This window comes from Lutimonas halocynthiae (genome assembly GCF_030409835.1).
Taxonomy (GTDB): Bacteria; Bacteroidota; Bacteroidia; order Flavobacteriales; family Flavobacteriaceae; genus Lutimonas; species Lutimonas halocynthiae.
The window spans coordinates 233,443-247,990 of record NZ_JAUFQO010000001.1 but is presented as its reverse complement, the minus strand read 5'-3'; the positions used below and the strand labels follow the sequence as shown (position 1 = coordinate 247,990).

Annotated in this window: 15 protein-coding genes; 5 read left to right on the top strand and 10 right to left on the bottom strand. The window is 35.4% G+C overall.

Features of this window, described 5'->3' with window-relative positions; translation table 11 throughout:
* The first annotated feature begins 8 nt into the window (after positions 1–8).
* Positions 9–434, top strand: coding sequence for a molybdenum cofactor biosynthesis protein MoaE (locus tag QWY87_RS01075; protein WP_290287499.1), 426 nt, complete (start codon positions 9–11; stop codon positions 432–434).
* Here the strand turns inward: QWY87_RS01075 and QWY87_RS01070 are convergent, their stop codons facing one another.
* From QWY87_RS01070 to QWY87_RS01060, 3 genes are read right to left on the bottom strand one after another with little or no spacing between them, the layout of a single operon-like run.
* Positions 435–2,204, bottom strand: coding sequence for a MutS-related protein (locus QWY87_RS01070; RefSeq protein ID WP_290287498.1), 1,770 nt, complete (start codon positions 2,202–2,204; stop codon positions 435–437).
* A 31-nt stretch (positions 2,205–2,235) separates the two neighbouring features.
* Complete coding sequence (locus QWY87_RS01065) at positions 2,236–3,312, bottom strand: HesA/MoeB/ThiF family protein (RefSeq protein ID WP_290287497.1); 1,077 nt, start codon at positions 3,310–3,312, stop codon at positions 2,236–2,238.
* Between the two features lie 11 nt (positions 3,313–3,323).
* A complete protein-coding gene (locus QWY87_RS01060) occupies positions 3,324–4,439 on the bottom strand; it encodes an NTP transferase domain-containing protein (protein WP_290287496.1) in 1,116 nt (371 codons plus the stop codon).
* A 368-nt stretch (positions 4,440–4,807) separates the two neighbouring features.
* On the opposite strand from QWY87_RS01060, the gene QWY87_RS01055 reads away from it, so the two are divergent.
* Positions 4,808–5,347 carry a hypothetical protein gene (locus QWY87_RS01055; protein WP_290287495.1) on the top strand — a complete coding sequence of 180 codons (540 nt, stop codon included), beginning with the start codon at positions 4,808–4,810 and terminating at the stop codon, positions 5,345–5,347.
* A gap of 72 nt (positions 5,348–5,419) precedes the next feature.
* Here the strand turns inward: QWY87_RS01055 and moaC are convergent, their stop codons facing one another.
* The 7 genes from moaC to QWY87_RS01020 form a co-directional block, all read right to left on the bottom strand.
* Positions 5,420–5,893, bottom strand: a complete 474-nt coding sequence (moaC, locus tag QWY87_RS01050) for a cyclic pyranopterin monophosphate synthase MoaC (protein WP_290287494.1) — start codon at positions 5,891–5,893, stop codon at positions 5,420–5,422.
* A 13-nt stretch (positions 5,894–5,906) separates the two neighbouring features.
* A complete protein-coding gene (locus QWY87_RS01045; RefSeq protein ID WP_290287493.1) occupies positions 5,907–7,115 on the bottom strand; it encodes a molybdopterin molybdotransferase MoeA in 1,209 nt (402 codons plus the stop codon).
* A gap of 8 nt (positions 7,116–7,123) precedes the next feature.
* Complete coding sequence (gene moaA / locus QWY87_RS01040) at positions 7,124–8,116, bottom strand: GTP 3',8-cyclase MoaA (RefSeq protein ID WP_290287492.1); 993 nt, start codon at positions 8,114–8,116, stop codon at positions 7,124–7,126.
* A gap of 87 nt (positions 8,117–8,203) precedes the next feature.
* A complete protein-coding gene (locus QWY87_RS01035; RefSeq protein WP_290287491.1) occupies positions 8,204–8,617 on the bottom strand; it encodes a DUF6691 family protein in 414 nt (137 codons plus the stop codon).
* A 9-nt stretch (positions 8,618–8,626) separates the two neighbouring features.
* Entirely contained in the window at positions 8,627–9,184 is a 558-nt protein-coding gene (locus tag QWY87_RS01030) for a YeeE/YedE family protein (protein WP_290287490.1), read from the bottom strand.
* Positions 9,185–9,247: 63 nt separating this feature from the next.
* Positions 9,248–9,883: a Crp/Fnr family transcriptional regulator gene (locus tag QWY87_RS01025; RefSeq protein ID WP_353959144.1), complete on the bottom strand. Its 636-nt coding sequence runs from the start codon at positions 9,881–9,883 to the stop codon at positions 9,248–9,250.
* Positions 9,884–9,908: 25 nt separating this feature from the next.
* Positions 9,909–11,156, bottom strand: coding sequence for a 3-deoxy-D-manno-octulosonic acid transferase (locus QWY87_RS01020; protein ID WP_290287489.1), 1,248 nt, complete (start codon positions 11,154–11,156; stop codon positions 9,909–9,911).
* Between the two features lie 93 nt (positions 11,157–11,249).
* Between QWY87_RS01020 and QWY87_RS01015 the strand changes: the two genes are divergently transcribed.
* From QWY87_RS01015 to rfbB, 3 genes are read left to right on the top strand one after another with little or no spacing between them, the layout of a single operon-like run.
* Positions 11,250–12,398, top strand: a complete 1,149-nt coding sequence (locus QWY87_RS01015; RefSeq protein ID WP_290287488.1) for a DegT/DnrJ/EryC1/StrS family aminotransferase — start codon at positions 11,250–11,252, stop codon at positions 12,396–12,398.
* Positions 12,399–12,441: 43 nt separating this feature from the next.
* The gene (gene galE / locus QWY87_RS01010) at positions 12,442–13,458 is read left to right on the top strand and encodes a UDP-glucose 4-epimerase GalE (RefSeq protein WP_290287487.1); all 1,017 of its coding nucleotides are present in this window, start codon (positions 12,442–12,444) and stop codon (positions 13,456–13,458) included.
* A 31-nt stretch (positions 13,459–13,489) separates the two neighbouring features.
* Positions 13,490–14,548: a dTDP-glucose 4,6-dehydratase gene (gene rfbB, locus QWY87_RS01005; protein WP_290287486.1), complete on the top strand. Its 1,059-nt coding sequence runs from the start codon at positions 13,490–13,492 to the stop codon at positions 14,546–14,548.

Here is a 14,548-nt window from a genome sequence, read left to right as displayed (position 1 = left end):
TCTAATATATGGAGAATTCAATTTATATAAAACTGAAAGAAGGTGAGTTATCTCTTCAAGAATGCTACGACTTTGTTTCAGACGATAGCTGCGGAGGTATTTCTTTGTTTGTAGGAACCGTGAGAAACAGCACAAAAAACAAAGAGGTTTTTAAGTTGGAATTCTCAGCCTATGAACCTATGGCCATAAAAGAAATGAAGGTTATCGCTAGTAAAGCCATTGAAAAGTTTAGCATTCATAAAATTGCCATACACCACGCAACAGGGGCATTGGGAATTGGCGAGGTTCCGGTAATCATTGCAGTCTCTTCTGCACACAGAGAGGCCGCATTTAAGGCATGTCAATATGCTATCGATACTTTAAAAGAGACGGTGCCAATCTGGAAAAAGGAGTTTTTTGAAGATGGAGAGATTTGGGTCAATTCTCACCCATGATCAAATTATTTCCATTTTCTTTAAGAGAAAAGAAGCATTCATATTCGTGCAGATACCAGCTTTTAATTTATAATCAAAAACCAATTCTTCATTATTGATTTTAGCATCAAAATATTTGTTGTGAATCTGAGGATATTCTTGTTCAATATCACACAAGCTTAAATCATGCGTTGCGATGATTCCTGTCGAACCTGATTTAACCAGTTTTTCAACAAACTTTTTAGAGCCAATGGCCTTGTCTTTACTGTTTGTCCCTTTTAAGATCTCGTCTAGAATAATAAAATATTTATCATCCTTCATTTGGTCAACAATGAAGCGCAATCTGACAATTTCTGCATAAAAATAAGAGCTTTCTTCCGCTAAAGAATCAGTCGTTCTCATGCTAGTAATTAGTTTAATTGGGGAATAACTCATTTTCTTGGCGCATACAGGTAAGCCTGAATTAGACATGATTAGACTTAAGGATATGGTTCGCAGGAAAGTACTTTTACCAGCCATATTGGCTCCGGTTATGATTTGAAAATCTTTTTCCGCAATAGAAAAATCATTATCAATTCGCACTTCTTTATCAAGTAAAGGATGACCCAGCATTTCAGCACTGATCCCATATTCTTTTAATTTTATTTCAGGGAAATGATGATCGGTATGGTTATAAGCATAATTTGATAAAGAAATTTGGGCATCGAAATAGGAAATCACATCGAACCAGTTTTCAACCTGGTTTTGATAGACAGATATCCACTTGTCTATTTTGTAAGTTTGGCGAAGGTCCCATAGGAATAATCCATTGCCAAGAATTCCAAAAAGCATGTTATTTCTTTGATCAAAGGCATCTAGAATTTTAGAGAATTCTTTAAAAATAAGTGATGCCTTTTTGTTTGAAGATTGAATTTTATCTTGCTGTTTGATGGCAAAAGAAGCTTTTAATTTTAAGTTTTCAATTTCATTTAACAAGGTATGATACTGCTTAAAAGTGTGTTTGATCTGACCAGCTTCTAGATATAAATGGTTCACTCTTTTGAAATAAGGCAAAGTGATTAGCAATCCTACAAAAAACCAACCAGCCAATAAAAAGAAAGAAATTTGACCCAATGAAACCAGTAATAGTAATACCAAGGATATAAGGCTAAAAAGCATGGGTAAGTATTTCATCAATGAAGGAAGAAATGACTTGTAGTTGTGAATCCATGAAACAATGATCTTATGATCAGTTTCTGTTTTAACCATTTTTGCCAAAGCTAAATAGCGTTGCCGCCACTGAGGCATTTCTGATAGTTCTTTTATGACTTCCTGCTTCGCTGCTATATCTTCGATATCATTACTTGTCAAAATTCTAGCTAATGATCTGCGACCTGAAGAGGTAGCTGTTCTATTGATGTATTGAAAGAATGAACCATTTCCGAATAGATCAACATCATTACTGAAATAATGATGCGGGTCTGTAAATTCAGAACCAGTAGGTAGGGAATCGTATTTGCCGTTTAATGCGTCAATTTCAATTGAATTGATAGCAATAAGGTGTTCCGATAAGATTCTTTGGGTTCGCAGACTTTGATGTTTAATAACCATGATCATAAATCCGGTAAATCCAGTTGCCAGAACTCCGAGAAATAAGCGTGTTTCATCATAACTCAAATAAGCGGCCGGTAAGACAATAAGAAATAAAATTATTCTTAAAATGCTGTAAAGATTAGATTTCTTACGAAGCTGATCTCGCTGCTGCTCAAACTTGGATTTTTCTTCTTGATAAAAGCTAAGAGGCTTTGACATAGACTTGAATATTATTATTTGCTCAGTATGATTAGTAATTCTCAAGACCGTTCTTGAGGCTAAATACCTTTAGCCCGGAAAACTCTTTTCTTATTCTTTTAGTTGTGGCATAACTTGAAATGCCTTTTTGACAAACAACCACAATTTCATTGCTCATAAAAGGCGCTAATTTTGCCGCATCAAATTTTGAATTTGGCATGCTAAGATCAACGGAGAATGGTATCGGAAAATTTGTGTCGGCAATGACAGAAATAATTTTGATATTTCCATCCGGTAATTTATTTCTCAATTGATTTGCTTCTATGAGTAAACCCTCATCCTGCAACTCACATCTTGCATCAAAATAATTTTCATTATTATAAATTGCTGCGACCCTATCTTTAGAAAAAGCTGATTTTAGCTTCATAATAAACTGGGAATTATCCATTGAATTATAAATGAGAATTTTGTTGATGAGCAGGGTCCCTGTTTCTGTTATTATTTTGATCACCTCATTGGCCTGCATTAATCCGATTATACCAACAATTGGATTTAGTGTCCCAATTTCAGAACAATTGGGAACGTGCTTTTTAGACATTTCCGGAAAGGCATCCCTAAGATGGGCCGTTCGGCCATCTTTCGAATCTGCATTAAAAACGGCTACGTATCCGTCATGTTTATAAAGTGAACCATAAACCAATGTTTTATTGTTTAGAACACAATAGTCATTCAATAAATATTTCGTTGGAAGGCTATCGGTACAATCGAGAATAATCGAATAATTCTTTAATTCTTCAGTGATGTTATATTTGTTGATGGGTTCTTCATGTATGCTGACAGAGACAAAAGAACTAATACTTTCTATATGCTTGGCAAGTGATTTGGCTTTCGATTTCCCTACCTCCTCTAATTTATAAAATACCTGTCGATGTAAATTACTGACATCAATCTTGTCATAGTCAATCAAGTGAATCTGGCCAATTCCTGTTGCTGCAAGATATACAGCAGCAGCACTACCAAGACCACCGCAGCCAATAATAGCAATTTTAGCATTTGATAATTTTTCCTGACCCTTTAAACCAACCTCTGGCAGGGTGGTTTGCCTTATGAACATTTTCTCCTTATCCATTTTCTTAAACACTATTTGTGCAATTCTTTTTTTACGGCCGAATATTCTTCAGGAGTATTGACATTTTGAATAAATTCATCTTCCACTTCAACGTGAAGGACATCAGTATTTATCAAAACCTTTCTTGGGCACGAAACCCCTTTTGCCAAGAATTGCAGCATAATCGGATAGGCCTTGGGTTCCCAAATTGTGATAAGCGGTTCAGGGAATTTTTTCCCTTTACCTTTGATTGCAGTGGCTACTTTGCTTGGATCCCTTTCTTCCAATAAGCGTCGAATCAATTTCTCATCTACAAATGGAAGATCAGTAGCAATTACGAGCCAGGCCACATTGGGATTGTATTGGAATGCAGAACAAATAGCTCCAAAAGGGCCAAGCCCTAAAAACGCATCCTCAATCACATTTTTTTGATCGAGATTTTGTTCTTTTCGAACCGATAAAAATGTCTTTAAATTTAATCGCTCTAACATTTCGATCGAATAGACTCTTTGTGACTTGCCGAAATAATCTAATAGACCTTTGTCGGTACCCATTCTAATGCTTTTCCCTCCTGCGAGTACTAAGCCTTGAAGTGGAGGTCTGTTATGTTCTATCAACTGTAAAATATGATCGCTTATCTGTTCAATATCGTGAATAGAATAAACTTCTAAATCTGATATTTTAGGATTCTTTTCAATGAGAAAAGGAAAAATTTCTGATCTGTGATTTAAATTTAGCAGAAAAGCGATGTCACCAAGTTGCTCTATTCTCTTTAATACTGAAGCTTCTTTTTCGTCATCCAGGATGAGTATTTGTTTTTTACCTTGATAATGATTGCCATTTATAAACAATAGATCGTAATCGCTGAACAATATAGGATCTGTATTTGGGTTCATTTGGTAGGCCTGGTCTACTTTTAAACTACCAGAATGGTGAAATGTATATTCATCATAATTCGGTGCAACAGTGTCTTTGTTATGAGAGGCATCAGCATATGCCAACTTATATCTAGAGTTGATTTTTTTGGATACTTCTTTTACCAATTCCTTAATAATTGAACATTTGGTGCCCAGGATTGAGATTTCGAAAGGAGCCATGTGACCAAAATTTCGCCTCGTTAGTTTGGCGTGTTTAGTATGTTTTTTCATGATATTAAATCTTGAATTTACGAATTGGAATTGCTTACAATTGCTAAAATACTTAATAATGCGCATTCCGAAAATTTATGGATGAATCTTTCCGTTTTAGTGACCATAGTTACGCAACAATTTGGTTATTTTTTTGTAACTTAATGTGTTCAAACAAGGAATTATAAAACCAAGTCTCCCTCGACATGAAATCTTCATTAAAAATCTTTGTTACATACATTCGATCCTGTATTGGGCTGGTTTCATTTGCCTAAAGCCAGCCATAGTTTCTCGAGAATAAAAATGGTCAATCTATGAAATAGGTATTTCATTAGAAAGTCATTAAAATATTCAACATTCCAAATTAATATAACTTAAAATTTAAAATCATGAAAAGAAGATTAATAGCTCTTTGCATATGTTGCGCCTGCCTTAGTTTTTCATCCTGCGATGAAGATGACGTAGTCGGACTTCTACCAGACTTTGATGTAAGTCTTAAGGAAACTGAAAATATCCCGGTTAAGGTTGATCAGACTGATGGAGAATGGGTTTCTTTTTCAAGCGATGCATCCATTAGCATCGAAAATAGCGATACTAAAAACCATCTTAATAAAATAAAGTCGGTCAAGCTTACCAAATTGAGTTATAAGATTATCAACTTTGTAGGTGACGAGAATGGTCAGGTAGACGCCTCTTTTAGTGCACACAATCAAGTGGCCTTGACGAATGCGTTTACAGTTAAAACAGAAGCCGATAATGGAACTGTTTATGAAATTAAGGAAGTAGCAGAATTGAACAGAATTGGAAACGCCTTGAAAGCTGGAAACACAATAATGGTGAAGTATGAAGGAAATGCATTATGTGATAACGGACCAATGGATTTCGTTGTTGAGGTTCAATACGAAGCTACAATAACTGTAGATCCATAATTAAACCTCTAATGACCATGAAAAAAGCCAATGAATTAATTTTCATTGGCTTTGATTCTTTTGAAAGAAACTTTATTTCTTTATGTCACTTTTTCCACCAGTTTTTTCTAATAGCTTGACTTCTTTGATGATCATTTTCTGAGAGATAGCTTTACACATATCATAAACAGTAAGTGCTGCGACGCTGGCGCCGGTTAAAGCTTCCATTTCTATCCCAGTTTTCCCTTCCATTTCAACTGCGCAGCTAATATTGATGTTCTCTTCATCTAAAAAAGCAATATCAATTGTAATACCATCGAGAGGGAGTGGATGACACATTGGTATCAGCTCAGCAGTTTTTTTAACCGCTTGAATTCCTGCAATCACTGCCGTTTGGAAAACGGGCCCCTTTTTTGTGTTTATTTCTTTGCCATTCAATAAAGAAATAATTTCTCTCCCTAAAAACATATTAGCCTGGGCCAATGCCCTTCTTTTAGTTATTGTTTTGTCAATAACATTGACCATTTTAGGCTTGTTGTCGTCGTCTATATGTGAAAATTTACTCAAATCAAGTATTTTATTAACGGTATTTTATGATTGGAAAAGCTTCCCCCTTTTTAAAATCTGTTCTATCAGAAGGCAGCTCCATAAAAGCATCATTTTGAGTTAAATTGGCCAAATCACCTGATCCGTTTCCTGCAATTGGAAATGCAGATAAAACACCAGCTTCATTTTTAATTTTAACTTGTAAAAAATAAGTCAGCTCAGGTTTGAAATAAAAATCTTCCGCTAACACTGCGAAGTCCTTTTTTTCTGGACCTAATTCTAAACTTTTAAGCAGCCATGGAATAAAATATTTCAGGCAACTGACAAAGGTAGATACCGGATTGCCGGGAAATGCAAAAATTGTTGTTTGTTCTTTCTTCCCAAACCAAAAGGGTTTACCTGGTCTTTGCTTTACTTTATGAAATAATTTTTGCACAGCAAGTTCCTGTAAAATTTCTGGCAAATAATCAAATTTTCCTTTGCTAACGGCACCACTGAACATCAAAACATCATAGTTCTCAAGTAAAGATTTTATTTTTTCTCGCAATTTATTTTTGTCGTCAGTGATATGAAATAAATCAGGGTTTAATTCAAAACCACGCAATGCAGCAGCCAATGTATGCACATTACTTTTTCGTATTTGATAAGCTGCGGGAATTTCAGAAACATCCACTAATTCGTCACCGGTTGAAACAATGGCTATTTTTGGAAGTTTAGCAACTTCAATAGTTGTTTTACCAACAGTGGCTAATACACCTATTTCGGCAGCAGTAATTATGGTGTCTTTTGAAATGAGAACAGCATCTTTTTTTCGGTCTAATCCCTTTTTGTGAATATTTTGAAAATGTTTGATTTCTTCTACTTGTACATGTGCTATTCCGTTTTCAATATTGATAAGTTCATAAGGAATAATTGTATCCGTCCCTTGAGGCAGCATAGCACCTGTCATCGCTTCTAAACAATGCTCCTTATGCTCGAGGCTTAATTGTTCACTTCCGGCCGCCTGTATAGCTTCAATTGGATAAGACCTAAGCCCGGTTTGAAAAGCTTCAAAGTTGATAGCAATTCCATCCATGCTGACACGATCAAAAGGAGGCATTTCGCGATCTGCTTTAACCGTTTCTTTTAGCACTCTTCCAAGAGACTTATTGAATTCTATAGATTCAGTCCCGAAAGATTCTGCAGCGTTCAACACGAAATCTATTGCTTCTTTAACTGAAATAAAAGATTCTGAATTTTTCATAATTTTTATTAACCACCAATGGTAGACATACTCTCTGAAACTTTTGTGTTCTTGCGATTCGCCTCAGCGATGAATCCATTTTCAGGTTTCTGCTGGACAGTTGAAATAAACAACTGTTTAAGTTCGTCGTCACTTGCTCCGTTTCTGATAAAATTCTTAATGTTAAAAACGCCATCATCAAACAAGCAGTTCTTAAATAATCCAGTAGCAGTAATTCGTATCCGATTACAGTCAGTACAAATCGTTCTTGTAAAGGCAGGGATGATTCCGAATGTACCTTTATAACCATTTATTTTAAAATTCTTTGAAGTAGATGATTTCTGTGAAATCAATGTCTCGACATCTGAATAATGTGAATTGATTGTTTTAAGAATCTTGTTGTAATTCCAAACTTCTCTTACCTGTCTTTGACCTTTGCCGTTAAAAGGCATTTCCTCAATGAATCTAACAGAGACCTTATCATTTTTGGTCAACTCAATAAAATCAATGATTTCATCTGTGTTGACTCCGGATTGTATGACAACATTTAGTTTAAGCTTTAAATTACTTTTAAGCAGGTCTTGATAGGTCTCAAAAACCTGAGGGAATACATCCCTTCTTGTAATTTCAAAAAACTTCTTTCTGTCAAGACTATCAATACTTAGGTTCACAGCATTGATTTTAATCTCTTCAAGTTTGTCAATATGTTTTGAAATTAAGGCGCCATTTGTGGTGATATTTATCTCTTTAAGGCTTTTATTGAACGACAGAGATTCTAAAAAACTAATAAAATCCTTTCTCACAAATGGCTCTCCTCCTGTCAGACGAACTTTATCAACGCCAAGTTCACTTAAAACCCTTGTGATTCTATACATTTCCTTATACGTAAGCAGCTCATTTCTGTGAACAATATCAATTCCATTTTCAGGCATACAATATTGACAACGCAAATTACATCTGTCAGTTACCGCAAGACGTAAATAGCTGATCTGTCTACCGTGTTTGTCAATTAATTTATCCATTTATGTATAAAGGAGATTGTTGTTAAATTTACGAAAATGACTGCAATACCTGTCTTGATTGTCTTAAAAGTAATTTGGAGCTATAAATCAATGCGGAATTTTATGCTTAACAGCGTGGTATAAGAATGCTCCAAGATGGGCGCCAAATAAAACGACCAAAATAGCAACAACACCTTTACCAAGAAGGATGTACATAGGTCCGGGACAAGAACCACCTAGTGCCCAACCCAGGCCAAAAATAATTCCTCCAATAAGGTTTCTAGAGATCCCTTTTTTCTTAGGCTCTACAACAATTGGAGTCCCGTATAGTGTCTTGAGCTTTTCTGTTTTGAATAAATACATCAAAACGATGCCTATTACGACAGCCGATCCAATAACTCCGTACATGTGAAATGATTGTAACTTAAACATTTCGTAAATCCTATACCAAGAGATTACTTCAGCCTTACTCAACGTAATTCCGAATAATATTCCTACAAGTAAATATTTTATATATTTCATATGATCAGCTTAAAAAATATAAGGTAAAATGAGCCAGGTCATGATTAGGCCTCCAATAAAAAATCCTCCAACAGCGATAAATGATTCCATCGACAAACTGCTTAAACCAACAATCCCGTGTCCGGAGGTACAACCCCCCGCATACCTTGATCCGAATCCAACTAGAACACCAGCAATAAGGAGTATTAAAAACCCTTTGACAGAAAGCATGGCTTCCATACTAAAGATCTCATCTGGAAGATAACTTGCCCCGGCATTTTCAATTCCAATCTCAGCTAAATCTTGCACTGTTGCAGCACTAATGGCAACGGAGTCATCGGGAGTTAACCACTGATCAGAAATAAATCCTCCAAAGATCAATCCGACAACAAATACCAAATTCCATTTGTTTTTTCTCCAATCAAACTTGAAAAAATCCACTAATTTACCAGCTCCACCCATGGCGCAAACTGTCTCAAGATTAGATGATACGCCAAATTTCTTTCCAAAGAAAAACATCAGAAACATACAAAAGGCGATTAAGGGTCCTGCGACATACCAAGCCCAAGGTTGTAATATAAAATCCATAATATTTCTTTCTTATTTGTAAAAATAATTTATTAGCCTTCGAATCAGGTAACAATTGTTACACTAAAAATCTAAAATTTCAATTTTGTTTCTGAACAACTTAATCTTACCTTCATTCTCAAGTTGTTTGAGCAATCTAGAAACCACAACACGAGAAGTATTTAAATCTACAGCAATTTCCTGATGTGTAGTATTTAATTCAGTACTTCTCATAATCTGAACCTTATCGATGAGGTATTTGTATAATCGCTCATCCATTTTCAAAAAAGCCAGGGTGTCAATTGCTTCCAGCATTTCATTAAGTCGTATATCGTAACTATCAATTACAAAACTTCTCCAGGAAGCGTATTTGATCATCCATTCTTCGAGTTTTTCAACCGGAATAAATATAAGTTCAGAATCTTTCTCAGCAATCCCGCGAACCTTGCTTTTGTGACTTTGGATTCCACTACCGAAAGTGATGGTACAAGTGTCTCCTCTTTCCAGAAAATAAAGTACAATTTCATCACCGTTTTTAGTTTCACGGCTAATTTTTATCGCCCCGGTTAGAATTAAAGGGATATGATGAAAGGTGTCACCAATATCAAGTAACAAATCATGTTCTTTTACTTTTTTATATGTACCTACTTTTGAGATTTCATCAAGTAATTCTTTTTCAAAAACAACGTTGTAGTATTCTTCCAGCTTTTCTCTGATCATTTTTTCAAGTATTTAGAGTTACAATTTATGAATTATCCCCAAGTTGTTGTTCAATATAATTTAAAATTATTTCAGTAGCACCTATATTGTTTTTGATATAGGAACCGGCAATATTTCCAATTTTTAAACGATAATTTTCATTATTATTTAGTTCATTGAGGTGATCAAATAACTGAATTTCGTCAGAGGCTACTAAACACCCATTAAGGGCAACAAGTTCTTTTGCTTCTTCAAATTTATCATAAATCGGACCTATTACCAATGGAATGCTAAAAACGGCAGGTTCAAGCACATTGTGAACACCTTCTTTGTCAAAACCGCCTCCAACATAAGCCATGTCTGCATAGCTGTATATTTTTGTCAAGATGCCAATGGTATCTACAATAAAGACTTTAGCGGTTTTATTAATTTGCCCTTCTGAATACAAAGCAGTTTCAAGATGTATGTTATTCTTTAGTTTTTCAATCTCCTTTGGATTAATATTATGTGGCGCAATTATGCATCTAAAATTTTCTGCTTGCTTCATATTCAGAAAACTGATCAAATAGGATTCATCAATTGGCCAGGTACTTCCGGCAACCAAGACCTGTTTGCCTTTAACAAAATCTTCTAGAAAATCAAGTCTGTTCTCTTGCCCTAAAATTGTATTGACGCTGTCAAATCGGGTATCGCCGCTGATTGTTACTTTATCAACCCCAATAGTTTGCAATAGTTTTTGGGAATTTTCATTTTGAACAAAGAAATGAGAAAATGAATGAAGTGAGTTTTTCATCCAGCCTCCATAGAATTTAAAAAATATTTGATCCTCTCTAAAAATACCTGAAATCAAAATAGTTTGTATTGAATTTCTTTTTAGTTCCTTGAGGATATTTGGCCAAAATTCGTATTTCACAAAAATTGCCAAAGATGGTTGCACCAGATCAATAAATTTTTTGGCATTTTTCGCACTGTCAAGCGGGAGGTAAACAACGATATCAACTTCTTCATAGTCTTTTCTTACTTCATATCCCGAAGGAGAAAAAAAAGACAAGACGATTTTATAAGAAGGTTTGGATTTTCGCAATTTCTCTATGATGGGCCTGCCTTGTTCAAATTCACCCAAAGAAGCACAATGAATCCAAATGGTTTTATCATTGGGCTTGATTTGTGATTGCAACCTCGAAAAGGTTTGTTTGCGTCCATTGACAAATAGGGCTATTTTTTTATTAAAAACAGCCAGTATTTTAAGGACAATTCCCGCAAGGGAAATAACAAAATTATATAGGTTATTCATTTGCCGCTAAATTATAAATTTAGTGTAAGAGCGGGCAAATTATTTGTATTTTTGTCAGGCTAAATGCTGAAATAAGAATTAAAATTGACCAAAATGAAGAAAATCCAAATGGTTGACTTGCAAAGTCAATACGAAAAAATCAAACCAGAAGTCGATAAAGCGATTAATGATGTTGTGGCTTCAGCCGCTTTTATTAATGGCCCGGAAGTTAAAAATTTTCAATCAGAGCTTGAGAAATATTTGGGTGTTAAACATGTAATACCATGTGCCAACGGTACTGATGCATTGCAAATTGCGATGATGGGCCTAGGATTGGAACAAGGTGATGAGGTGATCACGGCTGATTTTACTTTTGCAGCAACGGTTGAGGTTATCGCCCTGCTCAAGTTGACTCCTGTTTTGGTTGATGTAGATCCACACAGTTTTAATATTGACCTTGAGGCATTGGAGAGCGCTATTACACCTAAAACAAAGGCAATTGTGCCAGTTCATTTGTTTGGTCAGGTTGCCAATATGGAAGCCATTTTAAAAATAGCTGAGAAACATAAGCTATATGTAATTGAAGATACAGCTCAGGCGATAGGTGCAGATTTCACTTTTAGTGATGGAACAACAAAAAAAGCAGGAACTATAGGTACTATTGGTACAACTTCGTTTTTTCCTTCTAAGAACTTAGGCTGTTATGGAGATGGTGGTGCAATTTTTACCAATGATGATGAATTAGCTCATGTGATCAGAGGGATGGTTAATCATGGAATGTATAGAAGATATTATCATGATGTTGTTGGCGTAAATTCAAGATTAGATAGTATTCAAGCAGCAGTTTTAAGATTGAAGTTACCTCATTTGGATGATTACTGTTCATCAAGAAGAAATGCAGCGCGATACTATAATAATGGATTTAAGAGTAATCCAAATATTGTCACACCTACTACTGAAAAATGCGGTGAAATTTGTGACACCTGTAACTGTCATGTTTTTCATCAATATACTTTGAAGATTACAAATGGCAAAAGAGATGCACTGCATCAGCATTTGATGGATAAAGGTATTCCAAATGCTATTTACTATCCGGTGCCACTTCACAGTCAAAAGGCCTATGTTGATGATCGCTATAAAGAGGAGCAGTTTAAAGTAACTAATGATTTGATCAATACGGTTATATCGTTGCCAATGCATACAGAATTAGAAAAGGCGCAACAGGATTTGATTATTCAGACCATAATAGATTTTGTGGGATAAAGAATAATGTTGATAAAATCAATTGGCACTTAAAAAAAATGAAATGAAAGGAAATAAGATATTGGTAACTGGAGGATTGGGATTTATTGGTTCTCACACAGTAGTTGAATTGCAAAAGGAAGGTTATGAAGTAATTATTATTGATGACCTTTCGAATACAAGAATAGAAGTTCTTGACGGGATAACAAAAATTACGAATATTCGTCCTGAGTTTGTGAAATTAGATTTGAAAGAGAAAGAAGCTGTGGCTTCCTTTTTTAAAGAGCATAAAATCGATGGCGTTATTCATTTCGCAGCCTCAAAAGCAGTCGGAGAAAGCGTAGAAAACCCCATAAAGTATTATGAAAATAATATAGCTACGCTTGTTTACCTGTTGAAAAATATGGCTGACAATAATGTACCTCATTTGATATTTAGTTCTTCCTGTACGGTTTACGGGCAAGCTGATGAACTGCCCATTACTGAGAATGCTCCTGTTAAAAGAGCGGAGTCGCCTTATGGAAACACCAAACAGATAGGGGAAGAGATTATTCACGACCTGACAAAAGTGAATGATATTACAGCCATAGCCTTGAGGTACTTTAACCCAATTGGGGCTCATGATAGTGTTCTTATTGGAGAATTGCCTTTAGGGGTTCCTCAGAATCTGATCCCTTATGTAACGCAAACAGCAGCAGGTTTAAGAGAAGAATTGTCAGTTTTTGGAGATGATTATCTAACCCCTGATGGTACTGCAGTTAGAGATTATATCCATGTAGTCGATTTAGCAAAGGCACATATTTGTGCCTTACAAAGATTATTAGAGGGAAAGAACAAAACTAAAATGGAGTATTTTAATGTTGGAACCGGCACCGGTAGTTCGGTTTTAGACGTTATAAACGTTTTCCAAAAGGTTAATGATATCGCTTTAAAATATAAGATTGTTGACAGAAGAGAGGGGGATGTTACTTCTGCTTATGCCAACACTAAATTGGCCAATGAAGAATTGGGTTGGAAGGCTGAATTCGGCCTGGAAGAGGCTTTGCGCTCTGCCTGGCAATGGCAATTAAAACAAGTTTAATAAACACCATAGTTTAACGCTAATTATAAAGATGGATCAATCAAATAAAAAAGTTTTGATTACAGGAGGTGCTGGATTTATTGGGTCTCATGTGGTGCGCCTTTTTGTCACAAAACACCCTGATTATGCAATATATAATCTGGATGCTTTGACCTATGCAGGCAATCTTGAAAACATTAAGGATCTTGAGTCCTTTGGAAATTATAATTTTATAAAGGCTGACATTAATGAAGCGGATTCCATAAAGAAATTGTTTTTAGAGCATGAATTTGATGCGGTTATACATTTAGCCGCTGAGAGCCACGTTGATCGTTCTATTACGAATCCAAATGACTTTATAGAAACAAATGTTTTAGGAACGGCTAACCTCTTGAATGCATTCCGAGAAGTGCATAAGGATGCTTATGAGGGAAAGTTGTTTTATCATGTTTCTACCGATGAAGTTTATGGTTCTTTAGGGAAAACAGGGCTTTTTACAGAAACAACTTCCTATGATCCTCAATCACCCTATGCCTCTTCTAAAGCGGCTTCGGATCATATTGTTCGGGCATATGGTAACACTTATGGCTTGCCGTTTGTAATTAGCAATTGCTCGAATAATTATGGAGCAAATCAATTTCCTGAAAAATTGATTCCTCTTTTTATCAATAATATCAAACAGTCTAAACCGCTTCCTGTATATGGAGATGGAAACTATACACGCGATTGGCTTTATGTAGAAGACCATGCCATTGCAATTGATCAAATATTTCATCAAGGAACTGTAGGAGAAACTTATAATATTGGAGGTTTTAATGAATGGACAAACTTGAATCTGATAAAACTGTTATGTCAATTAATGGATGAAAAGTTAGATCGTCCAAAAGGCAATTCAGAAAAGTTAATTACCTATGTAAAAGATAGAGCAGGGCACGATAGAAGATACGCCATTGATGCAAATAAGATCAATAAGGAGTTAGGATGGAAACCAAGCGTAACTTTTGAAGAGGGGCTTGAAAAAACGTTAGATTGGTATTTAGCGAATGATGAATGGCTAAAAAATGTTACTACGGGTGCATACCAAGATTATTATGATAAAATGTATAGCTAA